The sequence below is a fragment of the Paracoccus sp. M683 genome, assembly GCF_007096355.1.
Lineage (GTDB): Bacteria > Pseudomonadota > Alphaproteobacteria > Rhodobacterales > Rhodobacteraceae > Paracoccus.
This window is the reverse complement of sequence record NZ_VKDF01000002.1, coordinates 137485-161345: the sequence shown is the minus strand read 5'-3', so window position 1 is coordinate 161345 and position 23861 is coordinate 137485. Positions and strand designations below refer to the sequence as shown.

General features: G+C 62.7%; 20 protein-coding genes. 9 read left to right on the top strand and 11 right to left on the bottom strand.

Annotated elements, in window-relative coordinates:
* Positions 1 to 42 precede the first annotated feature (42 nt).
* Positions 43 to 1188, bottom strand: coding sequence for a phosphoserine transaminase (locus FNJ84_RS03935; RefSeq protein ID WP_143791704.1), 1146 nt, complete (start codon positions 1186 to 1188; stop codon positions 43 to 45).
* A 136-nt stretch (positions 1189 to 1324) separates the two neighbouring features.
* On the opposite strand from FNJ84_RS03935, the gene serB reads away from it, so the two are divergent.
* Positions 1325 to 2200: a phosphoserine phosphatase SerB gene (gene serB, locus FNJ84_RS03930; RefSeq protein WP_143791702.1), complete on the top strand. Its 876-nt coding sequence runs from the start codon at positions 1325 to 1327 to the stop codon at positions 2198 to 2200.
* On the opposite strand, the gene FNJ84_RS03925 is transcribed toward serB, so the two are convergent.
* Both FNJ84_RS03925 and FNJ84_RS03920 read right to left on the bottom strand, forming a co-directional pair.
* Positions 2190 to 3203, bottom strand: a complete 1014-nt coding sequence (locus tag FNJ84_RS03925) for a nitronate monooxygenase family protein (protein WP_143791700.1) — start codon at positions 3201 to 3203, stop codon at positions 2190 to 2192. The two genes, serB and FNJ84_RS03925, sit on opposite strands and share 11 nt — an antisense overlap.
* Positions 3204 to 3372: 169 nt before the next feature.
* On the bottom strand, positions 3373 to 4179 hold the full coding sequence (locus FNJ84_RS03920) for an ABC transporter permease (RefSeq protein ID WP_255471027.1): 807 nt from the start codon (positions 4177 to 4179) through the stop codon (positions 3373 to 3375).
* 100 nt (positions 4180 to 4279) lie between these two features.
* Between FNJ84_RS03920 and FNJ84_RS03915 the strand changes: the two genes are divergently transcribed.
* A complete protein-coding gene (locus FNJ84_RS03915) occupies positions 4280 to 5698 on the top strand; it encodes a capsule biosynthesis protein (protein WP_143791698.1) in 1419 nt (472 codons plus the stop codon).
* A gap of 2 nt (positions 5699 to 5700) precedes the next feature.
* The gene (locus FNJ84_RS03910; RefSeq protein WP_143791696.1) at positions 5701 to 6378 is read left to right on the top strand and encodes an ABC transporter ATP-binding protein; all 678 of its coding nucleotides are present in this window, start codon (positions 5701 to 5703) and stop codon (positions 6376 to 6378) included.
* A 70-nt stretch (positions 6379 to 6448) separates the two neighbouring features.
* Here the strand turns inward: FNJ84_RS03910 and FNJ84_RS03905 are convergent, their stop codons facing one another.
* The 4 genes from FNJ84_RS03905 to FNJ84_RS03890 form a co-directional block, all read right to left on the bottom strand.
* The gene (locus tag FNJ84_RS03905) at positions 6449 to 7300 is read right to left on the bottom strand and encodes a sulfotransferase (protein ID WP_143791694.1); all 852 of its coding nucleotides are present in this window, start codon (positions 7298 to 7300) and stop codon (positions 6449 to 6451) included.
* A gap of 43 nt (positions 7301 to 7343) precedes the next feature.
* Complete coding sequence (locus FNJ84_RS03900; RefSeq protein WP_143791692.1) at positions 7344 to 8531, bottom strand: glycosyltransferase; 1188 nt, start codon at positions 8529 to 8531, stop codon at positions 7344 to 7346.
* Entirely contained in the window at positions 8528 to 9850 is a 1323-nt protein-coding gene (locus FNJ84_RS03895; protein WP_143791689.1) for a hypothetical protein, read from the bottom strand. The genes FNJ84_RS03900 and FNJ84_RS03895 overlap by 4 nt, the downstream gene beginning before the upstream one ends.
* A 203-nt stretch (positions 9851 to 10053) precedes the next feature.
* Complete coding sequence (locus tag FNJ84_RS03890) at positions 10054 to 10911, bottom strand: sulfotransferase (RefSeq protein ID WP_143791686.1); 858 nt, start codon at positions 10909 to 10911, stop codon at positions 10054 to 10056.
* Positions 10912 to 11154: 243 nt separating this feature from the next.
* Here FNJ84_RS03890 and FNJ84_RS03885 point away from each other — a divergent pair, with 243 nt between their 5' ends.
* On the top strand, positions 11155 to 13464 hold the full coding sequence (locus FNJ84_RS03885) for a cache domain-containing protein (RefSeq protein ID WP_143791685.1): 2310 nt from the start codon (positions 11155 to 11157) through the stop codon (positions 13462 to 13464).
* Positions 13465 to 13484: 20 nt separating this feature from the next.
* Positions 13485 to 14144: a response regulator transcription factor gene (locus FNJ84_RS03880; protein ID WP_143791683.1), complete on the top strand. Its 660-nt coding sequence runs from the start codon at positions 13485 to 13487 to the stop codon at positions 14142 to 14144.
* Positions 14145 to 14468: 324 nt separating this feature from the next.
* On the opposite strand, the gene FNJ84_RS03875 is transcribed toward FNJ84_RS03880, so the two are convergent.
* The 4 genes from FNJ84_RS03875 to FNJ84_RS03860 all read right to left on the bottom strand — a co-directional run bounded on the left by FNJ84_RS03875 (position 14469) and on the right by FNJ84_RS03860 (position 18640).
* A complete protein-coding gene (locus tag FNJ84_RS03875) occupies positions 14469 to 15512 on the bottom strand; it encodes a LacI family DNA-binding transcriptional regulator (RefSeq protein ID WP_255471026.1) in 1044 nt (347 codons plus the stop codon).
* Positions 15513 to 15557: 45 nt separating this feature from the next.
* Positions 15558 to 17078: a tripartite tricarboxylate transporter permease gene (locus tag FNJ84_RS03870; protein WP_143791681.1), complete on the bottom strand. Its 1521-nt coding sequence runs from the start codon at positions 17076 to 17078 to the stop codon at positions 15558 to 15560.
* An 11-nt stretch (positions 17079 to 17089) separates the two neighbouring features.
* Positions 17090 to 17509 (bottom strand): tripartite tricarboxylate transporter TctB family protein, encoded by a 420-nt coding sequence (locus FNJ84_RS03865; RefSeq protein ID WP_143791679.1) that lies wholly within the window; start codon positions 17507 to 17509, stop codon positions 17090 to 17092.
* A 90-nt stretch (positions 17510 to 17599) separates the two neighbouring features.
* On the bottom strand, positions 17600 to 18640 hold the full coding sequence (locus tag FNJ84_RS03860) for an ABC transporter substrate-binding protein (protein WP_143791676.1): 1041 nt from the start codon (positions 18638 to 18640) through the stop codon (positions 17600 to 17602).
* 231 nt (positions 18641 to 18871) lie between these two features.
* Between FNJ84_RS03860 and araD the strand changes: the two genes are divergently transcribed.
* The 4 genes from araD to FNJ84_RS03840 are packed head-to-tail and all read left to right on the top strand — an operon-like array spanning position 18872 to position 23765.
* Positions 18872 to 20614, top strand: coding sequence for an L-arabinonate dehydratase (gene araD, locus FNJ84_RS03855; RefSeq protein ID WP_143791674.1), 1743 nt, complete (start codon positions 18872 to 18874; stop codon positions 20612 to 20614).
* An 8-nt stretch (positions 20615 to 20622) separates the two neighbouring features.
* Positions 20623 to 21519 (top strand): dihydrodipicolinate synthase family protein, encoded by an 897-nt coding sequence (locus FNJ84_RS03850; RefSeq protein ID WP_143791672.1) that lies wholly within the window; start codon positions 20623 to 20625, stop codon positions 21517 to 21519.
* 12 nt (positions 21520 to 21531) lie between these two features.
* Entirely contained in the window at positions 21532 to 23052 is a 1521-nt protein-coding gene (locus FNJ84_RS03845) for an aldehyde dehydrogenase (NADP(+)) (protein WP_143791670.1), read from the top strand.
* A 2-nt stretch (positions 23053 to 23054) separates the two neighbouring features.
* Positions 23055 to 23765 (top strand): ribonuclease activity regulator RraA, encoded by a 711-nt coding sequence (locus FNJ84_RS03840; protein ID WP_143791668.1) that lies wholly within the window; start codon positions 23055 to 23057, stop codon positions 23763 to 23765.
* Positions 23766 to 23861: the final 96 nt, after the last annotated feature.

Genomic DNA, 23861 nt, shown 5'->3' with positions numbered 1-23861 from the left:
CTCGGGGGTCCGGGGGCTGGCCCCCGGTCCTTGGCTTTCCGCCTATTGCGCGGCCAGTTCGGCGCGATAGGCGTATTCGATCCAAGGCATCAGCGCCGCGACGTCGCTGGCCTCGACCGTGGCACCGCACCAGATCCGCAGACCGGCGGGCGCATCGCGATAGGCGCCTGCATCCAGCGCCACGCCCTCTTTTTCCAGCCGCTTGGCGACCGCCTTGGCGAAAGCGGCGCCATCCTTGATCGCCGGATCGGTGAACTTCAGGCAAACACTGGTGGTCGAGGCCGTCGCCGGATCCTCGGCCAGATCGGCAATCCAATCCTTGCCGGCGATGAAATCGCGCACGGCACCGGAATTTGCGTCACAACGCCCGATAAGGCCGGCCAGCCCGCCGATGGACTGCGCCCATTTCAGCGAGACAAGATAGTCCTCGACCGCCAGCATCGAGGGCGTGTTGATCGTCTCGCCCCTGAAGATGCCCTCGATCAGCTTGCCGCCCTTGGTCATGCGGAAAATCTTGGGCAGCGGCCAGGCGGGAACATAGCTTTCCAGCCGTTCCACGGCGCGCGGCGACAGGATCAGCATCCCATGCGCGCCCTCGCCGCCCAGCACCTTCTGCCAGCTGAAGGTCACCACATCCAGCTTGTCCCAGGGCAGGTCCATGGCAAATGCTGCGCTGGTCGCGTCGCAGATGGTCAGACCATCGCGATCCGCCGGGATCGCATCGCCATTCGGCACCCGCACGCCGCTGGTCGTGCCGTTCCAGGTGAACACCACATCCTTGTCGAAATCGACCTCTGCCAGATCGACGATCTGACCATAATCGGCCTTGCGGACCACGGCATCCAGCTTCAGCTGCTTGACCACATCGGTGACCCAGCCTTCGCCAAAGCTTTCCCAGGCCAGCATTTCCGCGGGCCGGGCGCCCAGCAGCGACCACATGGCCATCTCGACCGCGCCGGTATCCGAACCCGGCACGATGCCGATGCGATAATCGGCGGGCACGCCCAGCACGTCGCGCGTCAGGTCGATCGCCTCGGCCAGCTTCGCCTTGCCGACAGCGGCACGATGCGAGCGGCCAAGCGGCGCGTCAGACAGCAGGTTCAGGTTGTAATGGGGAATCTTGGCACAGGGGCCAGAGGAAAAGCGCGGATTTACCGGGCGCGCAACCGGGATCGTCAGATCGGTCATGGCTAGCCTTCCAGCTAAAAGCCCCTCGTTGGGGAGGGGTGTCCCACCGACGGCCATACAGCCCCGACCCCATCTGGCGCAAGAAGAAAGTTTCGCATACATCCGGCGGCATTCATTCTGATCGAAAGCGATGCCGATGTTCACCCTGTCCCTGATCGCCGCGCCGGAAAATGCCAATCTTGAGGCCGTGCTGATCGACAGTTTGCGCAAGAACTGGGGCGGGTCAGAAACGCGCTGGCTGAACCCCGGCATTGCGGCCGAATTTCAGATGGCCACGGTGCCCGACGCATGGGACGAGGTCTGGTCGGATCTGCAATCCATCGCCATCGACCTGGCCATCCAGCCCACCGCGGGGCGGCGCAAGCGGGTGCTGCTGGCGGATATGGATTCGACCATGATCGACCAGGAATGCATCGACGAACTGGCCGCCGAGGCCGGCGTGGGCGAGCGTGTCGCCGCCATCACCGCGCGGGCCATGAACGGCGAGCTGAATTTCCACGAGGCCCTGATCGAACGTGTCGGCCTGTTGGCCGGCCTGCCCGAAACCGTCATCGGCAAGGTCCTGGCCGAGCGGATCACACTGGCCTCGGGCGGGCCGGAACTGGTGGCGACGATGCGGGCGCATGGGGCCTATGCGGCGCTGGTTTCCGGCGGGTTTACCGATTTCACCGGGCCGATCGCCAGAAAACTGGGCTTTGACGAGGATCGGGCCAATACGCTGTTGGCCGATGGCGGGGTGCTGACCGGCCATGTGACCCTGCCGGTTCTGGGTCGCGAGGCGAAGGTCGAGGCGCTGAACGAGATCACCGAAAGGCTGGGCCTGACGCCCGCCGATGTGATTGCCGTGGGTGACGGCGCGAATGATCTGGGCATGCTGCAACTGGCAGGGTCCGGCGTTGCGCTGCATGCCAAGCCGGTGGTGGCGCAACAGGCCGGGATCATCATCAATCACGGCGACCTGACGGCGCTGCTGTATCTTCAGGGCTATTCGGCGGAAGAATTCAGCCGCTGATCGCCGCCAAGGTCTCGGCCGCCGGTCGCGCCACCGCCTGCGCAGCACCGGTCCCGGCCCATTGCGCCGCGAAACTGTGGTCGCCTTTTGCCACGGCTGCCGCGTTCAACGCCTTGGCCGCGTCATAGGCGACCGGATAGTCGGGCGCCTCGGATTCGTTCATCTGCATGAAGCCATTCACCAGCCCGCGTGCCGGCCGGCCCGAGATCGCCCGCGTCATCTGCGTCTGCGAGCTGGCCAGACGGGCCCGGTGATCGGCGCTGGTCGTGACTTCGGGCGACAGCAGGAAGGCCGTGCCGCATTGCACGGCAGCGGCGCCGGCGGCCATTGCCTCGCGCCGGTCCTTGGCGGTCATGATGCCACCCGCAGCAATCAGCGGCAGGCCCAGATCGCGCAGCTGGCCCAGCAATTCCAGCGTGGGCAGTCGCTGATCCTGCGCCATGTCGACCGGATCGAACAGCCCGCGATGGCCGCCGGCCTGCCAGCCCTGCGCAACAATTCCGTCCAGCCCGGCCTTGGCGAGAATGCGGCCATCCTCGGGGCAGGTCGCCGTGGCCAGCAGCATCGCGCCGCTGTCGCGCAGGGCGCGCAGATGGTCCTCGCGCGGCAGGCCGAAGTGAAAGCTGATCACCGCAGGCTTTTCAGCCAGAAGCAGGGCCAGCAGGGCATCGTTCACCCGGAAACTGTCATAGATTTCGGCCAGTGCGGCCGGGGGTTCGGCCCCGAAGCGGGCAAAATCCGGCCGCAGCCGATCCAGCCAGCGGGCCTCGCGTTCGGGGTCGCGCCGGGCGGGTTCGTGGCAGAACAGGTTGACGCCAAAGGGGCGCGCGGTCAGGGCGCGGGTCTGATCCAGCGCCCGCCGCGCCTCGGCCACGCCAAAGGTGCCCAGTGCGACAAAGCCCAAACCCCCGGCATTGGCGATGGCGGCGGTCAGGGCCGGGGTCGACACCCCGGCCATGGGTGCCTGAACGGCAGTGCAGTCGATCCCCAGCGTCTGAAACATGGCGTGCCCCCTTGTATCGGGGAACTATTCCACGCCCGGCCGCCGGGGAAAAGTCGCCACACGATCAGGCAAAGACGAACAGAACTCACCCCCACTGGATACGACCCTGGGGCGTAGTGTAAAAGGACATTTGATTCCGAATATGGCCGGCTGGTCCGCGCCTTGCGGATCAGGATTCCATCAGGCGCTTGAAATGGCGCGACAGCAGCAGCAGGCCGAAGAACAGCGTGACCGAGCCGATCAGCGCGACGAAGCCCATGCTGATATATTCGCCGTCATAGGTGGGATACAGGCCGCGTCGCATCAGGCCGATCAGGTGGATCAGCGGATTGTACCACAGCACGTCGCGGGCAATGCCGGGCAGCGACTCGAAGGTGAAGAACACGCCCGAGATGATGAACAGTGGCCGGGTGGCAATGGCCCAGATCTGTTCGTAGATCGGGAAAGAGGTCATCAGAAAGCAGTTGATCGTCCCGATTCCGGCGGCCAGCAGCATTGACAGCCCCACGGTCGCGGCCAGGCTGACCGGGTCGGCCCAAAGCGGCAGGTCAAAGATCACCATGATGCCTGTCAGAACGACGGCCATGACCACGATATTGGTCAGCGCGCTGAGAATCAGCCGCGCCAGCAGCGCGTCGATGAAGGTGACGCAAGGATAGGCCATGAACGGGCGCGAGAACCGCACCGACTGCGCCACCTTGTTGATCGTCTGCAAGGTCATCGAAAAGGGCAGATAGCCGCTGGCATAGAACAGCGCAAAGTTGGTGCCCATGGCGGGCGACCGCAGCGCCAGCGAAAAGATCAGCGAAAGCAAGGCGATGCCCAGAACGGGTTCAAGGATGGCCCAGAAATAGCCGCCCGCCGAACGGCCATAGGTCGTCGACATCTCGCGCAGCATCAGCGCCATGACCGTCCGCGTCATCTGGAAACGGGGTCTTTTGCGCACGGCATGCAGGCGTTTGTTGGGGGGCTGCATGGAATCGGGACTAGCGGTCATGTGAACTGAAGCTCTGGTATTGCTGCTGGCCCGCATGTAACAAGCCCGCAGCACGGGAAACAACTGAAAGCGTCGTGACGTGAGCCAATCCTCTTCGCCTAATGCCGGCGCGACGGCCAAGCCCGTCAAGGACGCGACTGCACCTTTCAGCCGCGCCGATATCAACAAAGGCGACGAAAGCAAAGATGCCGCCGCCGCGCCACAGGCCGATAACGCCACCGCCAAACCGGCAGCCGCCGCTGCTGCGACGCCGGCGCCGGGTGCCGGGGCCGCGAAGAAACCGGCCGGTGCCGGTGCCGGTGCCCGCGCCGCAGGGCCGGGCGGCAAACCCGCAGGCCGCCCCAATCCGCAGACGCCCGAGACGCGCCCCCGCCCGCCGGTTCAAACCGCCGCGTTCGAGCGCCGCCATGTCGTTCTGGCGCTGTCTTTCCTGCTGCTGGTGGTGCTGCCGACGGCGATTTCGGCCTGGTATCTGTGGACGCGAGCCGAGGATCAGTATCTGTCCACCATCGGTTTTTCGGTCCGCAAGGAAGATTCCGCCCCGACCCTGGACGTGCTGGGCGGGCTGACCCAGATCACCGGCAACTCCTCGGCCTCGGATACCGACATTCTGTATGACTTCCTGCGCAGCGAGGATATCGTGTCGCGCATCGACGCGGCCGTCGATCTGCGCGGCAAATTCTCGAAGGAATGGCCGAATGACCCGGTCTTTGCCTATAACCCCGAAGGCACGATCGAGGATCTGACCGAACATTGGCAGCGCCGGGTCAAGGTGCTGTATGACACCACGACCCAGCTGATCACCCTGCGCGTTTCCGCCTATTCGGCCGAGGACGCGCTGGAAATCGCCCAGGCCACGTTCGAGGAAAGCAGCCGCACCATCAACCGCCTGTCCGACATCGCCCGCGACGACGCCACCCGCTTTGGCCGCGAGGAACTGATCAAGGCGCAGGAACGGCTGACCGAGACGCGGCAGGCGTTGACGGCGTTCCGCATGGAAACCAAGATCGTCGATCCCGCCGCCGACCTTGCCGGCCAGATGGGCATTCTGAATACGCTTCAGGCCACGCTTGCCGAGGCCCTGATCGAGCTGGACACCCTGCGCGAAAACGCCAGCGAAAGCGATCAGCGGGTAATCCAGGCGGAAAAGCGGATCTCGGCCATCCGCGAACGCATCAATGAGGAACGGTCCAAGTTCGGCACCAATGACGGGCCGGGCGGCGAAAGCTATGCCCAGCTGGTCGCCGAATATGAACGCCTGGCCTCGGATCTGGAATTTGACCGCACCGCCTATCTTTCGGCGCAGGCATCCTATGATGTCGCCGTGGCCGAGGCCCGCCGGCAGTCGCGCTATCTGGCCGCGCATATCGAGCCGAAGCTGGCCGAGGCATCGCTGGTACCCGATCGCCCCAAGCTGCTGCTGATCGTGTTCTGTTCGCTGCTGCTGGGCTGGTCGGTGCTGTTGCTGATCTATTACAGCGTTCGCGACCGGCGCTGATCATGATCGTGCTGGACAACCTGACCAAGATCTATCGGCGGGTCGGGAAAAAAACGGTTGTCGCCGACAATATCTCGGCGGTCTTTCCGACGGGCCATTCGGTCGCGCTTCTGGGGCGCAACGGCGCGGGCAAGTCCAGCCTGCTGCGGATGATCGCCGGCACCATGCTGCCCAGTTCCGGTCGGGTTCTCAGCGATGGAACGGTGTCCTGGCCGGTGGGTTTCGCCGGCAGTTTCCATGGCGAGCTGACGGGGGCGCAGAACGTCCGCTTCGTCGCGCGCATCTATGGCGTCGATACCGATCAGCTGGTCGATTATGTCGGTGATTTCGCCGAGCTCGGGCAGAATTATCACAAGCCCTTTGCCACCTATTCCTCGGGGATGCGGGCGCGTCTGGCCATGGGCACCAGCATGGGCATCGACTTTGACACCTATCTGGTGGACGAGGTCAGCAGTGTCGGTGACGCGACCTTCCGCCAGAAATCCAGCATCGTCTTTGCCGACCGGATGCAGAATGCCAGCTCGGTGGTGGTCAGCCACTCGATGCCCTTTATCCGCGGCCTGTGTACCATGGGCGCGGTGCTGGAGAACGGCCGGCTGGAGGTGTTCGATGATCTTGAGGACGCCATTGCCCATCACGAGACGCTGATGGGCGTTCCCTTGTCGCGCAAGGGCGCCTGACAAGACGCCTTGCGCAGCCGAAGGCCACGCCCCCGTTGGTCACAGAGGCAGGGCCGCAGTCAAGGAAACGTCAGCCGATCACGATATTGCGGTGCCGGTGCAGCATGGCATCATTGCTTTCGCGCAGCGGGCCGAACACATCCTCGAAGACCTGACGGACATCGTCATTCATCGTCGATGAGGGGCCGACATTCACGGCCTCGCTGCGGATGTCGCCCTTGACCGGCGGGATTTCCAGAAAATCGCACAGCGGATCAAGCACGGCGCGCGGATCGGACCACAGCGTTTCGCAGCGGATGATCCGCAAGCGCTTGTCGCCAAAGACCTGATGCAGCGCGGCGATGTGATCTTCGGACCGCGATTGCGGGAAGATATTGTCCGACAGCAGCAGTTCTTTCAGCTTGTCGGCCGGCATCGCCGCCAGGTCGTGATCGACGCCGGCAAAGCGCAGATGAAACTTGGCATGGCTGATCGCGCGCGAGACGGAATCGCGGATGCAATAGGTGACGCGCACATCATCGGCCAGTTCGGCCACCTGGGCCAGGCCCTTGGGCGGAATGGTGCAGGTCAGGTTCGAGAAATCGGCGCACCACTGGTCGTCGCGATGGCCCTGGAACATATCCTCGTACCAGCCTGGGGTTTCGGGCGGACGCAGGTAATTGTTGGTCCAGTTGATGATCCGCTGATAATGCTCGATCGGGCGATCCAGCTTATTGGCGATGTCGGTCATTGACTTGGCTTTCCGCAGGCGGACGAAATCCGAAAGAATGCGGAAATAGCCGTATTGCTGCGACAGATAGTGAATCTCTTTCTCCGGCGAGAAATAAATCCGGCGGTGTGATTTCAGCACGCTGTAAAGAAAGGTGGTGCCCGCCTTCATCTGTCCGGCGTTCAGATACAGTTTCTTCAGTTTTTCCGCCATGGATTGTCGTCAGCCTTGAATGATGCCTGGCGCCCCGAACAGGTCAGAGCGACGTTAGTTTCGCTACATAATCCGAAATCGAGGTGCCTGGCCATGGCCTGCGTTCGGATCTGCGGCTGTCTTTAAGTTTCGCCATCAGACTGTCAACATCATCGTCCTGCTCGGCGACGGCGACACCCGCGCAATCCTGAATCTCGGCCAGCGCGCCCGAGGGTCGGATGATGCAATCGCGGTCCATCGACAGGATCTCGCGCGCGGCAAGGCCAAAGCTTTCGCGAACCCTGCTGGGCATCAGCAACACGTCCAGCTGGCTCAGCGCATGCCGGCCAAAGCTCCAGTGAAAGGGGTCGGTGATGGTGGTGCCGGGCTGCTTCATGCCCGGATACCACGGCACATTGATCGACCGCCCGATGTCATACAGCACCACATGCGGGCCGCCCGGATCAGCGGCGCAGTCCTTTGCCCGCTGCATGAAGTCGCGCACCAGCCCCCAGCCCTTCGTCTCACCCGGCCCGCCGACAAAGCCGAACACGGTCTTGCCGCGCGCCTTTGCCTCGGCGCCCGGTGCGTCGGGCAGCACGGTCTGGTCGGTGATGATGGTTTCGGCAATGTCAGGATTGGACTGCACGACGAAATTGCCTGCGCCCTCGCCCAGCAGCCGCACATATTCGGCATAGAGATAGTGGGACGGGAAAACGACAGCGCGGCAATCGTTCAGGATCGTCCGGGACGCGGCATAGATGCCGTCGGTCAGACCGGGGAACCAGGCGCATTGACGGCAATTCTGGCCGTTGGGTGCCAGATTGCAGGGCTGGCCGTCGGGCAGATTGCGAAAGCCCTGAAGGCAGGTCCAGAAAAAGTCATGCGCCACGATGCAGCAGCGTGACCGCAGGTCCGGGTCGGCCAGCAATTCGTGGATGCCCATATGCTGCACCGCATGGACGAAGATCAGGTCCGGGTTCAGCAGGTCGATCAGCTCTTTCAGCAGCGATGTGACGACCGGGTTGAAAAAGCGCGTCGCTGGCGATTGCGTGACGTTGTTGATCGCGATGCTGCGGCCAAAGGGCGTTTCCATCACGGTGAAATCGGAATCGACAGGCTGGCGCGACAGATAGATGCTGTTGACCTCGTGCCCGGCCTGAACCAGCCCCCAGGCCAGTTTCTCGGCCACGACCGCTGCTCCGCCGATCGAGTCGGGATAGAAGCTGAGATTGATGTTGACGATCTTCATCCCTGCTGCGCCCGTTCGGCATCGGCATATGGTTGCATTTGCAATTCGTCCAGAAAGACCTGACGATAGCGCCCGCGTGCGGTCTGCGTGCCATAGACCTTGCGCACCGCCTGTTGCAGGTCGCGGGTATTGGCCTGAATGTCTGTCAGCGCCGGCGCAATGGCCACGCCTGCCTTTGCCCAGTCATCGACCGGCACGCACAGGCGGTCTTCGGCCAACTCGGTCTGGACATCGCGATAGGCACCCACCGGACAGAACACCGCCTGCGAACCGGCCAGCGCGGCATCCATCAGCCGGATGGCCGTCTTCGAGCGGTTGAAGACGCTGTCAGAAAGCGGGATCAGCACGGTCTCGGCCCCGGCGATGGTTTCCAGATAGGCATCGAAATCGGAAAATGGCCGGGCGATCACCTTGCCGCGGCGAAACGTCATGTCGCCCAGGGCCTTCTGCGCCAGCGGATTGCCCATGACCAGAATGCTCCAGTCGCGTGTCGCGGTCTGGTCATAGCTGGTCAGGAAATCGCTCAGCATGGTCAATTCGTCCCGCACCGACCCCGAAGGCGAGGTATAGGCAAAGGTCACGTTCTTCTCGCCGGGGACAGGATAGATGTCGGTTTCCACGAAATTCGGCAGCACATGGATGGGCAGATGCGCCAATCCGCTGTCAGGCGCAGCGTAAAGCTGGGCCAGAAACGGGGTCGAGACGATTATCGCATCGCTGGCCTGCGCGGTTTCCAGAAAGCGGTCGGCCAGCCGCGTCAGGCCGCTGACCTGATGTTCGGTCAACTGATCCAGAATGCCCGAATTCTTCAGCATCGTGCTGCCGACGACCAGATCGTCAAATTCGAAGATGACCCTTGCGCCGGCATCGCGGAACATCTGGATCGTGTCCTTGTCCAACGCGGTCCGATAGATGATGACCGTATGGGCCAGTCCCGCAAAGGACAGCAAGCGGCCCTTGTCTGCGGGCGCCAGATGCATGGCCTTCAGCCCGGTCTGTTCCAGATAGCGCAGTTTCTGGTGGATGCGGAAATGCACGCATTGCTTGATCTGCGAATCCGACACGATCAGCAGCAGCGGCCTGTCCGCCGGCGTTGCGGGCAATGTCTGGATGATGGCGCTGAAGGGGCTTTCCAGCCCTCGTATCCGCCATCTGGCCGTGCCTGGAAAGATACCGCCGGCCAGTTTGCGCAGCACCGCGCGGGCCCGGTTGCCGATGAAGATGGCGGTTCTGCGCGAGGCATAGCGCCAGCCGCCCATCAGCACCGATTCCCGAAAGGTCCGCAGATAGTGCTGTGCCGCCAGAAACGTCGATCTCATATCGCCAAAGCACTCTTTCGTGACATGACAGATGTCACCAACCAAACAACCCGTTGTCCGACGCACTGCCCGAGGCCCCTTTGGATGTCAAGTTGGGGCCGGGCGGGCAAAAGTCGGCGCCGCACCATCTACAACTGCTGAACAAGGGATTTGATCCATGCCAGTCTGCCAAGGGCGGAAAACCGCTGATCCGGGGCGGCTGCCTAGCTCAGCAGCCGGTATCCTTCCCAAATGCCGGCAAGGCGGTCGGCGCCGAAACGGTCGGCGACGAAATTGTAGGTGCCGGCATAATGCGCGGCAATCGTCGCCTTCAGATCTTGCGGCAGGTCGTCGGTCTTGGCCGAGGGATTGACCTGCTTGCCGAAATCGGGCGTGACATAGTCGATCCCCAGGAAATCGGTCACGCTGCGCACGAATTCCGGGCGGAACATTTCCTCATAGAAGCCGACCAGCATTTCGGACCGGTCAAAGACCTGATCCATCGCCCGCAGCGTCCGATCGTATTTGGTCCGCGCTTCGTTGTGCAGCGAGTCATAGGACTTGGCGATCTGCCCGGCCTCGGTCCGCTGCAACATGGATTGGCGGGCGCGGCCGTTGCGGGCCTCGCGCCGGGCCATCCTGACTTGCGACCAGATACGCTCGAACGGGTCGCGCATCAGAAACAGCACCCGCGTCTGAACGCCGCGCTCGGCAAGGCCGGCCTTGATACGCGCCATGCCGGCGGCCGGCACCATGGAATAGGACGGCGTCAGATCGCCGGTGACGGTGATCCCGTCCTGCGCCAGAAGCCCGCCAAAATAGTCGTAATAGCTGTTCAGATCCCGGCAGAAATCCACACGTTCCTGATCGCCGATATTCGGTTTGCGGTCGGGCTGGCCCAGACGCTTGACCACGCGGGTCAGGAAATCGGCACAATGAGGCACATATAACGCATCGAGGACATGATATTCCTTGACGATGCCCATGTCGCAGGACGGATGGCCGCCCAGATAGTCATGCAGCCAGGATGTGCCGCATTTCTGCGCCCCGACACCCAGAAGAAAGGTCTTGCTACCGCTCATCGCTGTCCAACGTCAGTTTTCATGATCTTTCGCGGGATGGCGCTGTCACGATTTGCGGGGGAATGTCAACGTTCGGCACCGGAATCCGCCGGTTAAGGGGGGTGCCTGTTTGTGGCGGTTTCGCAACGGCAGACATATCGGCGCTGTTGCTACGCAGCGAAATCGGATCAAATACCGACTGCGTGCTTGCCGCAGGGCCGTTGAATCAGCAATATTCCGCCGAACCGTCGGAAAGACCTGAATATGAGAAACTCGCTTGCGGCGTTGCTTGCGCTCGGTATGGCCGGGCTGCAATTCGTCGCGATTCTTGCGGTGGTGCTGTCATCCTATCTGACGTCAGAGCGCACGCTGCTGAATCACGCACAGTCATTGCTGACTGATGTGGGCGTGAATGCGACCGAACATACCAAGGGATTTCTCGATCCCGCCCGCAGCGCGGCGGAACTGGCCGCCCGGCTGGCACAGCATCGCGTCGTGGCCAGCGACAATCCCATCCTGCTGGAACAGTTCCTGTTTCAGCAATTGCGCGTAACGCCGAATTTCTCGGGCCTGTATTACGGCGACGAAGAGGGCAATTTCGTCTATATCATGCGCAGCGACGGGCCGGGGCCGTTCCGGTCAAAGATCGTGCTGACCGGACCGCAGCGCTCGGTCGACCTGATCTGGCGCAACGAAGATTTCAGCATGGTCGAATCGCGGACCGATCCGCTGGATACATTCGATCCCCGCAGCCGTCCCTGGTATCAGCGCGCGCATGACCGGCGGGCGACGATCTGGACCGATCCCTATATCTTTTTCTCGTCCAAGGCGCCGGGCATAACGCTGGCCTCGCCCGTGCTGGGGCAGGACGGCTCGATCCGCGGGGTCGTCGGTGTTGATATCGAGATCAGCAGTATTTCCGGATTCCTGTCGCGGCTGCGCATCGGAAATTCGGGCAAGGCGCTGATGATCAACCAGAATGGCGACGTGATCGCGCATCCCAATCTGGACCTGATCCGAACCGAAAATGCCGATGGCACCCTGCGTTTCACCCAGATCGACGAATTGGACGACCCCATCGCCCGCGCCGCCTTTGGCAGCAGCAACCGGCGCCAGAAGGCCGCCGAGGACAAGCTCGCGACATTTTCGGAATTCAGCTATGACGATGCCTCATATGTCGCCAGCATGATGCCGGTCATCAGCGCCGAACTGCCCTGGACGATCGCGGTCTATGCCCCCGAGAACGACTTTATCGGCGAGATTAAGCAGAACCGCGCCGAGAATATCTGGATCGCCGCGCTGGTGGCGATCGTGACCGGGCTGGTGGGGCTGGTGCTGGCGAATTTCATCCACCGGCCGGTGCGGGCCTTTGCCGTCCGCTCTTCGCTGATTTCGCAGGGCGAGATCGACCCGTCCGAGCCTATGCCCAGGACCTATAGCGAACTGGCCGAAGCCAATGCCTCGCTTGTGCGCCAGATCGTCGAGCGCAAAAAGACCGAACGCGAATACGGCCTGACCTTCGACCTGTCGACGCGCGGCATGGCCCAGATCGCGCCTGATACAGGCCGCTTCATCAAGGTGAACGCCCGCTTTTCCGATATCACCGGCTATAGCCCCGAGGAACTGTCGGATATGGTCTATGCCGACCTGACCCCGCCCGAGGATATTGGGCCGTTCCGGCCGCAGGCGCCCTTGCAGGACGAATATTTCGCGACCCATCGCGAGGCACGGCTGATCCGCAAGGATGGCGTGATCATCAGCGTCACCGTCAACGCCATTCTGATCCGCGACCATAATGGCGAACCGCTGCACGCGGTCGCGGCCTTTGACGACATCACCGAAATCAAGGTCAAAGAGGCCCAGATCGCCCGGCTGAACCGCGACCTGTCGCATCTGGCAAGGGGCGAAACCATGGGCGAGCTGGCCGCTGGCCTGGCGCACGAGGTCAATCAGCCGCTGGCCGCCATCGCCCAGAATGCCGATACCGCGCTGCTGGTTCTGGATAATGCGACCGGCAGCCCGCCCGAACTGCGCGAGATCCTGACCGAGATCGAAAAGCAGTCGCTGCGCGCCGGGGACATCATCCGGGCCCTGCGCGGCTTTATCCGCAAGGAAGAGGTCACCAGCGTCCCCTTTGACCTGGGCGAGCTTGTCGAACAGACCCGCATCCTGGTGCAACCCGAGGCGACCGAGGCCAATGTGCAGATCACGACCGAGCTGTCGCCGCTGCCGCCGGTGCCGGGGAACCGGGTGCAGATCGCGCAGGTGCTGGTCAACCTGATGCGCAACGGCATCGAGGCGATGGCCAAGGCCGAAGCTGACGAACGCCGGTTGACCGTCCAGGCGATCCGCAAGGGCCCCACGATCAATATCTGCGTCACCGATACCGGGCCTGGCGTCGATCCCTCGATCAGCGTCTTTACCAAGTTTGAAACGACAAAGCCGACCGGCATGGGGCTTGGCCTTTCCATTAGCCGCTCGCTCGTCGAGGCGAATGGTGGCAAGCTGTGGCTGGATCATGATCATCCAGATGGCGCGCGCTTCTGCTTTACCCTGCCGCTACCCCCGGAATGAACAGGAACGGAAATCCGACAATGGCAAAGGATAACCACCCCCCTGCGGACCCGACGGTCTTTATCGTCGACGACGATCCCGATATCCGGTCGTCGCTGTCGCGGGCATTGAAGGTCCGGGGCTATCTGGTCGAGACCTTCGAATCCGCGACCGCGTTTCTGGATGGCTATGACGGCAATCCCTTCGGCTGCCTGATCCTGGATCAGGGCCTGCCCGGCATGACGGGCCTGGAATTGCAAAAGCACCTGAACCGCCAGGGCCATCTTTTACCGATCATCTTCATCACCGGCCATGGTGGCGTGCCGGAATCGGTGCAGGCAATCAAGGGCGGCGCGGTGGATTTCCTGGAAAAGCCCTTTCGGCAAGCCGACCTGATCGAGCGGATCAGATCGGCGCTGGATTCGGCCGAGGCGCAGATGCTGACGGTCCGGCGCAATCGCGACACGCAGTCACGGTTCAAGCGGCTGACGCCCCGCGAACGCGAGATCGTCGATCACATGCTGGCCAACCCTTCGGATGTGTCCAGCAAGGGCATCGCGCGGGCGCTGGTCATCAGCCCGCGCACCGTCGACCATCACCGCGCCCGGATTCTGGAAAAGATGGAGGTCGGCTCGGTCGCCGAACTGATCGACCTGGCGCTGCGGCTGGATGATCTGCCGGCGGCGCCCCGCACCGACTGACCGCTGTGGTTGCCCGTCAAAAGAAACCGCCGGAACGGGCATAAGGGAACCTGTTCCGACGGTCAGTCAGGTGGGTATGGGATTATCGTTGCGGGTAAAACAGCACTCGTTACAAACCCCGTCGATCCTGCCGGGGCGGCGGTCAAAGCGGTGGCACCGCTGCGCGCCCTTCGAGATCTATCCTTTATGATGGTAAATCTAGGTTCGGGTCATGCGCCGGTAAATGCGTGGCTTTGCCTAGGCAAGTTTGCCTAAATCCACAAAAGTGCAGCAGAGACGGTCAATAAGTTTGCAACCTATCGGCGCAAATGCCGGCATTTGCCGTCAGGCCGATTCGCGCCGGATCAGCTGAAATCCAACGTCGATCACGCTGTCGGGCAGGGGTTCGTCGCGAAAGCGGCTTAGCATTGCGCCGGCCGCGGCCTCGCCCAGGGCACCGCGATCGACACGAACCGTGGTCAGCGCCGGATAGGTATTGGCGGCGAAATCCTGATCGCCAAAGCCGATCACCGCGATCTGCCGGGGCACCGCAAGCCCGCGCGCGGCCGCCTCGGTCAGCAGGCCATGGGCATATTGGTCCGAACTGCAAAACACCACGCCATTCATGAAGCCCTGGTGATCGACCAGATCACACAGTGCCGCGCGGCCATGCCCCAAGGTGGCCGTGCCCGGTGCGTAGTCCATTGTCAGCACCTCGGTTCCGGTCAATTCCTGGAAGCGCCGGACAAAGGCATCGCGCCGGCGGCGGGCCCGCGCGTCATTGGCCGTCACCGTGGCCGCCCGACCATAGCCGGCGGCCACGGCAAATTCCGCCGCCTCGCGCCCGGTTGCCGCATGGGAAAACCCGACACAGCAATCAATCGGCGTCTCGCTGATGTCCCAGACCTCGACCACCGGGATGCCCGACCCGATCAACATCCGCCGCGCGCCGGGCGAATGATGCACACCTGTCAGCAGCACCCCATCCGGGCGGCGGCTCAGATGGGTCTCGATCAGTGAATGTTCGCGTTCGGAATCATGTCCGGTTTCCGACAGCATGATCTGATAGCCATTCTGGCGCATGATCTCGGAAAAGCCATGCAGCAGGCTGGAATAGACGATATTCGTGAAAGACGGCACCAGTGCCGCGATCAAATTGCTTTTGCGCGAGGCCAGCGCGCCCGCCAGCGCATTGGGCACAAAGCCCGTGGTCCTGATGGCCTCGCGGATGCGGGCCAGCGTTTCGGGCGACACTTTCGAGGGGTCCGACAGCGCCCGCGATACGGTCACCTGCGACACGCCGGCCATGCGCCCCACGGTCGTCATCGTCACAGCGCCGCCACCCGGTAACGGGCCGCGGCGCTTTCTGGTTTTGTCTGGCTCGTCCATGAACGCCTTATCCCTGCGAAGCCGTGTCATGTGCAAGCCTTGCGATCAGGGTTCGGCCTGCGCCTGCGCCTGTGCCAGTTCCAGCGCTGCCTTGCGCCGTGCCAGCATGATCGACCCGATGACCGATCCCAGGATCAACGCCCAAAGCAGCATCGCGATCCAGCTTTTGGTGAAGAAGATCGTCAGCGTGCCAAAACTTTCCAGGCTTTTGATGAAATAGATCTCGGCCGAGGGTCCAAGGATGAAGCCGATGATGAACGGCGCCACCTCTAGCCGCAGCTTTGTCGCAAGCCAGCCGAAGATGCCAAAGATCAGCAGCGTCCAGACGTCGAACATGATGCCGTAATTGATCGTATAGGCGCCGATCACGCACATCATCAGGATCACCGGAAACAGGATGTGCTTGGGCACGGCCACGACCATAGCCAGCCAGCGGATCGCGAAATACATCATGATGAACATCGCGATATTGGCCAGCAGCATGGCGATGATCATCGAATCCCAGGTCGCCGGGTTGTTGCCGATGAACAGCGGGCCGACCTGAACGCCCTGCAAGGTAAACGCCCCGATCAGCAGCGCGGTGGTCGCGTCGCCCGGAATCCCCAGCGACAGCAGCGGCACCATGGCCCCGCCGGTCAGGCCGTTATTGCCGGACTCGGACGCAATGATTCCGGCCGGATTGCCCTTGCCAAAGCTTTCGGGGTTCTTCGAACTGGTCTTTGCCGCCGTATAGGACAGGATCGAGGCCGCCGATCCGCCCACACCGGGCAGGATGCCCACGAATGTGCCGATCCCCGAGGACCGGACCAGATTGGTCACCTGGCCCTTGAACACGCCCCAGGAAAAGCGCGAATGCGCACCGACCTTGATGTCCTTCAGCGACTGGCCCTTGGGCATGCCGACCTCGGCCGCTTCAAGAATGGTGGCCAGCCCGAACAGGCCGATCAGCACCGGCAGCAGCGAAAAGCCGTAATCAAGCCAATATTCCAGTCCCGGCGGGATCAGCCGGTATTCGCCATTGCCGCCATCGGTCACGTCATAGACACCGATCAGGCTGATGAAGATGCCCAGAAAGCCTGAAAAGATGCCCAGCAGCATATCCTCGGACAGGGCGGCCATGACGGTCAGGGCGAAAAAGATGATCAGGAATTTCTCGACATAGGAAAACTTGATCGCGAACTCGGCCAGCGCCGGCGCGAAAAAGAACAGCGCGGCCAACGAGATCAGCCCGCCGACCAGCGACGAAACGATGCCGATTCGCAGCGCCTTTTCGCCCTCGCCGCGCTGTGCCATGGGATAGCCGTCGAATGTCGTGGTGATGGATGATGGCGTGCCTGGAATGCCCAGCAGGATTGCAGGCACCAGCCCGCCAGAGATACCGCCCACATACAGGCCCAGCAACAGCGCCAGCCCGTTATCCAGGCCCAGCGAATAGGTCAGCGGCAGACAGACGGCGACGGCCATGGTGGCGGTCATGCCGGGAATCGCGCCGAAGATGATGCCGACCAGCGTGCCCGCCAAAATCAGGAACACATACATCGGCGTCAGAAACTCTAGGATAGGCATCGTCAAACCCCTTACGGCAGCGTCAGTGCGAAGACATAGGTGAACAGCCACCAGACGATCGCAGGGGCGACCACGGCGACGATCAGCATCGGGATCATGCTGCGCAGGCTGCGTTCATGCATGTACAGCACGCCGATCAGCGCAACGAAGGGGATGGAGCAGATCAGAAAGCCCAGCCCGGTATTCGGCCAGATGTCACCCACAGGCACCATCAGCAGGAAATAGATGACGGTCAGGGCGATCGTTCCCAGAAAACGCGGCTTGTCCATGCGCCGCAGGGTTTCGGCCCACATCGCGCCCGATCCGGCGATGGCCTGTCGGTTGCGGATCACGATGATCGTGCCCAGCACCAGCAGGATCGCGATGATCAGCCGGGGAAAGATCAGATGCGAGGTTTCGAAGTCGATAGAGACCTTGAACAGGTCGGCCATGCGTGCGCCCTCCTCCAACAGCGGATCGCGGTGACGAATGGGGTCGGGCGGTGGCGGATCACGCCGCCCGCCCCGTCGTCGGAAAGTGGCTTACTTCAGCGCGTCGATGACTTCGCGATAGGTGTCGCGCTTTTTCATCAGATGCGCGGAACCCTCGGCCATCGGTTGAAAGTCGGGAATGAAGAAGGCCTCCAGCAGGCGTGCGTTCAGCTCGTCCTGCGCGAATACGGCGGCCAGCCCTTCGTCGATGGCCTGCATCATCTCGGGCTTCATGTCCTTGTTATAGATCAGGAAAAATTCCTTATCAAAGGTGAAGTCGGTGGTGCCGTCCAGCGTAACCGAGGTCTGGGGCGAGGCATATTGCAGCATGTCGTCGCGGCTCAGCGCGCCCATGCCGGCCTCGGGGCTTTTCTGCAAGGTTTCGGGCGTCGCGGTCAGCCAGACAAAGCGCATGGCCTTCTGGTCGTTTTCGGGCAGGGCGGTGAACTGTTCATTCGCCTGGATCGAGCCGTTGATGACATCGGCCAGCCCGTCGAACATGGCCTGGTTCTTGTCGGCCTGCGAGCCGGTATTGACCGGAACGATGTTTTCCTCGGATCCCGGTGCGCGAACGCGCGCGGCGTTGCGCATGGCGGTGAAGCCGATTTCCGACACGCCGCCGGGCTGGATCGCCACGCGGATGCGTTCGCCATTGGCGGCGGCCGTCAGGATGTCGTCCATGGTCTGATAGGGCGAGTTTTTGGCCACCAGATAGGCATTGCCGGGATTGATGGTCAGGGTCGGGCCGACCAGATAGCCATCGAACGGATCGGGATTTCCGGCGATGCCATACAGATTGCCCAGATAGGCGTGGTCGTGGAACAGCATGATCGTGGTGCCGCGCTTGTCCCGGCCCAGCGCCTTGAAGCCTTCTGACGGGCCGACCGCATCGACCTTGATATTGATACCCAATTGCTTGGACAGCGCATCAGCCACGATCGAGGCGGCCTGATAGGTATCGCCCCCGGTCGAGGTCGAGCCGATGACCATGCGCACATTGCGCGGCAGGTCTTGCGCGGCGGCCATCATTGGTTGGGCCAGAATCGCCACCGAAGCAGCGGCAGCCATAACAGTTCTGCGGTTCAGTTTCATCTTTCCTCCCTTGCCCCATCGGGGGCGCCATTCACATCGTCAGATCATGGTTCACGCCCGCTATGGGGCAATGTATTCGCATACATAAAATAATCAGCACGAATCGCATCAACCTGTCAACCTTTCTAATATATTCGCATTTCGACGGATATTTCGTGGGAAACCAACTTGACGACTCGGAATGTATACGAATACATTAACTGCAAGAACGTCTTGCCGTTGGAGGACTCGGTGCCCAAGGATTCCCGTCTGACCCCCGATCAGCTGCGCAGCGCGCGCTGGTTCGCCCCTGACGATCTGCGCAGCTTCGGCCACCGCTCGCGCATGATGCAGCTGGGCTATGCCGAAGAAGAATTTCTGGGAAAGCCGATCATCGGCATCCTGAACACCTGGTCAGAGCTGAACTCGTGCCACGGCCACTTCCCGGAACGGGTCAAGGATGTGAAGCGCGGCGTGCTGGCGGCGGGCGGTTTCCCGGTCGAGATGCCGGCCCTGTCGGTGGATGAAAGCTTTACCAAGCCGACCTCGATGATCTATCGCAACATGCTGGCGATGGAGACGGAAGAGATGATCCGTTCGCACCCGCTGGATGGTGTGGTGCTGATGGGCGGTTGCGACAAGACGACGCCAGGTCTGGTCATGGGTGCGATCACGGCGGGCGTGCCGATGATTTTCCTGCCGGCCGGGCCGATGCTGCGCGGCCATTACGCGGGCAAGATCCTGGGTTCTGGTTCGGACGCCTGGAAATACTGGGACGAACGCCGCGCCGGCAATATTACGGATGAAGAATGGCTGGGTATCCAGGGTGGCATCGCCCGATCGGTCGGCACCTGCATGACCATGGGCACGGCCAGCACCATGACCTCGATCACCGAGGCTTTGGGCCTGTCGCTGCCGGGCGCGTCCTCGATTCCCGCAGCAGATGCGGGCCATCAGCGCATGGGCAGCGAATGCGGTCGTCGGATTGTGGACATGGTCTGGGAAGGGCTGACGCCCGATCAGATCGTCAACCCCGCATCAGTTCGCAACGCGGCCATCGTCGCGATGGCTACCGGTTGTTCGACCAATGCCGTTGTTCATCTGATTGCCATGGCGCGGCGTGCAGGCGTCGATCTGACGCTGGACCAGCTGGATGCACTTGGCCGCGAAACGCCGATGATCTGCAACGTTCGCCCGTCGGGCAAAGATTATCTGATGGAAGATTTCTTCTATGCCGGCGGTCTGCGCGCGTTGATGACCCAGCTGACCGAACGGCTGGACCTGTCGGCGCTGACCGTCACCGGAAAGACCCTGGGCGAAGGGATCGAGGGCGCTGTCGTCTATAATGATGACGTGATCCGGCCGCTGTCGAACCCGGTCTATGCCGAGGGTTCGCTGGCACTGCTGCGCGGCAACCTGTGCCCGGATGGCGCGGTCATCAAGCCTGCCGCCTGCGATCCGAAATACCATGTCCACGAAGGTCCGGCGCTGGTTTTTGACAGCTATCCCGAGATGAAAAAGGCCGTGGACGACGAGAATCTGGACATCACGCCCGATCATGTCATGGTTCTGCGCAATGCCGGCCCCTTGGGCGGGCCGGGCTTTCCCGAATGGGGGATGCTGCCCATTCCCAAGGCGCTGATCAAGCAGGGGCACCGCGACATGCTGCGCATTTCCGATGCGCGGATGTCGGGCACGTCTTACGGTGCCTGCGTGCTGCATGTCGCACCGGAAAGCTTTATCGGCGGGCCGCTGGCGCTGCTGAAAAACGGCGACATCGTGCGGCTGGACCTGCCCAATCGCCGGTTGGATATGCTGGTCGACGACGAAGAAATCGCCCGCCGCCGCGCCGCATGGACCCCGCCGGAACCGCGCTATGAACGGGGCTGGGGCTATATGTTCTCGCGCCACGTCACCCAGGCCGACAAGGGCTGCGACTTCGACTTTCTGGAACGCGGCTTCGGTCGTGCCGCCGGCGAACCCGATATTTTCTGAGAGGACTTATGGCTCACGATCTGGACAAGGCGCTGTCGGGAATTTCCGGCATTCTGGTGACCCCTTACGACGAAGCCGGCGAAATCGCGCCCGCTAAACTGGTGCCGATCATCGACCGCGCCATCGCGGCAGGCGTTCATATGCCGGTGGTGAACGGCAATACCGGCGAATTTTATGCGCTGACGACCGACGAAGCCTGCGCCATGGTGGCCGAGACGGCCGCGATGATTGGCGGCCGTGCACCGCTGCTGGCCGGCGTGGGGCGTGGTATCCGTGACGCGGTGCGGCTGGCGCGGGCATCGGCTGATGCTGGCGCGGCGGCGCTGATGATCCATCAGCCGCCCGACCCCTTTGTCGCCCCGCGCGGCACGGTTGATTATGTCAAGGCGGTCTCGGATGCGTCCGGCCTGCCGATCATGCTGTATCTGCGCAACGACGCCATCGGCACCAAGGGCATTCAGGCCCTGTGCGAGGTTCCGGGCGTCAAGGGCGTGAAATGGGCCACGCCCAATCCCATGAAGCTGGCCGATGCAATTGCCGCCTGCGATCCCTCGATCACCTGGGTCTGCGGTCTGGCCGAGGTCTGGGCGCCCGCGCTTTATGCCGTTGGCGCGCGGGGGTTCACGTCGGGTCTGATCAATGTCTGGCCGGAACGTTCCGTCGCCATTCATGCCGCGCTGGATGCCGGCGATTATGCCGAAGCACGTCGCCTGATCGCCCAGATGCGCGCTTTCGAAGATATCCGCGCAGAAGAGCTGAACGGCACCAATGTCACTGGCGTCAAGGCGGCACTTCAGGCATTGGGAATGGATTGCGGGCCGACACGGCCGCCCTCGGCCTGGCCGCTGACCGATGCGCAGCAGGCGCAGATGCGTGCCTTCATGGTCGCGAACAAACTGATCTGAAAGGACATTCCCATGAGCTTTACCCCCCACGGCAAGCACCTGATCGCCGGTGAATGGGTCGGGTCGGATCAGACCTTCCCGTCCGAGCCGGCCCATGGGCCCGTGCATCAGTTCAGCGTTGGCACCGTCGATCTGGTGAACCGCGCCTGCGAGGCGGCGGAAGAGGCCTTCTGGACCTATGCCTATACCTCGCGCGAGGATCGCGCCGTCTTCCTTGACGCCATCGCCGATGAGATCGAGGCCCGCGCCAAGGCGATCACCCAGATCGGCAGCCAGGAAACCGGTTTGCCCGAGGCCCGCTTGCAGGGCGAGCGTGGCCGCACCACGGGCCAGCTGCGCCTGTTTGCGTCGCATATCCGCGACGGCGCCTATCTGGACCGTCGCCATGATGTCGCCCTGCCCGACCGCCAGCCGCTGCCGCGCCCCGATCTTCGGGTGATCCAGCGGCCCATCGGCCCGGTCGCGGTGTTTGGCGCCTCGAACTTTCCGCTGGCGTTTTCGACCGCCGGCGGCGACACGGCGGCTGCACTTGCCGCCGGTTGCCCGGTGGTGGTCAAGGGCCACAGCGCCCATCCCGGCACTGGCGAAATCATTGCCGAGGCGATCCATGCCGCCATCGAAAAGACCGGCATGCCCAAGGGCGTGTTCAGCCTGATCCAGGGCGGCAAGCGCGATGTGGGCACCAGCCTCGTCCAGCATCCGCTGATCAAGGCGGTGGGCTTTACCGGCAGCCTTGGTGGCGGGCGGGCGCTGTTCGACCTGTGCGCCGCGCGGCCCGAGCCGATCCCCTTCTTTGGGGAACTGGGCAGCGTGAATCCGATGTTCATCCTGCCTCATGCGGCAAAGGCGCGCGGGGCCGAAATCGGCAAGGGCTGGGCCGGGTCGCTGACCATGGGCGCAGGCCAGTTCTGCACCAATCCCGGCATCGCGGTCATTGAAACCGGCGCGGATGGTGATGCCTTTGTCGCGGCGGCCAAGGATGCGCTTGCCGCTGTGGGCCCGCAGGTCATGCTGACCAACGGCATCGCCAAGGCCTATCGCGACGGTCAGGCCCGGTTCGAGGGCCGCAACAGCGTGACCCCGGTTCTGTCGACCGAAAGCACGGGGCGCGAGGCGAATCCGAACCTCTATGAAACCGACGCCGCGACCTATCTTCAGGATCATGCGCTTGGCGAAGAGGTGTTCGGCCCGCTTGGCTTGGTGATCCGCGTAAACGGCACCGACGATATGGAGCATCTGGCCAAGGGTTTCGAAGGTCAGCTGACCGCGACGATTCATATGGATGCCGAGGACGCGCCCGAGGCCCGGCGGCTGCTGCCGATTCTGGAACGCAAGGCGGGTCGCGTTCTGGCCAATGGCTTCCCCACGGGTGTCGAGGTGGCCGATGCCATGGTCCATGGCGGCCCGTATCCGGCCAGCACCAATTTCGGCGCCACATCTGTCGGCACGCTGGCGATCCGCCGCTTCCTGCGGCCGGTCAGCTTCCAGAACATTCCCGAAGGCGTGCTGCCTGATGACCTGCAAGGAGCCTGAGAATGAATGATGCCACCCGCGAAAAGCTGATGGGCGTGTCGGTCGCGACGCTGTGCAGTGTCATGTTCAAGCGCGGCCTGCGCAACCAGGTCATTCAGGGCGTTCATCCGGTCGGCTGGAAGGGCAGGAACATGGTCGGCCCGGCCTTCACCCTGCGCTATATCCCGGCGCGCGAGGACCGCAACCCGATGACGGTGTTTCGCAATGCCGACCATCCACAGCGCGTCGCGATTGAAACCTGCCCGCCGGGGGCGGTTCTGGTGATGGATAGCCGCAAGCAGGCCATCGCGGCCTCGGCCGGCGATATCCTGATCACGCGGCTGATGGTGCGTGGCGGCGCAGGTGTGGTCACCGATGGCGGCTTTCGTGATGCGGCGACCATTGCGGAACTGGAGATGCCGGCCTATCACACCCGGCCTTCCAGCCCCACGAACCTGACCAATAACGAGGCCATCGCGCTTAACGAACCCATCGGCTGCGGCGATGCGCCGGTCTTTCCAGGCGACATCATCGTTGGCGACGCGGATTGCGTCATCGTGATCCCCGCCGATATGGCCGACGAGGTTGCCGATGAGGCAGTCGAAATGACCGCCTATGAGGATTTCGTCATCGAGAAGGTCAAGGCCGGCACGCCGATCATCGGCCTTTACCCGCAGACCAAGCCCGAATTTGCGCCGGAATTCACGGCATGGCGCAAAGCCAACAGTCGCTGATCATTCAAGGGCGCATCGGTCCAGGGCCCCAGGCCAAAGCAGATGGGCGGCGTCGAATGCGCCGCCCATTCCGTTTCGGAATTGCCAGGACCGGTT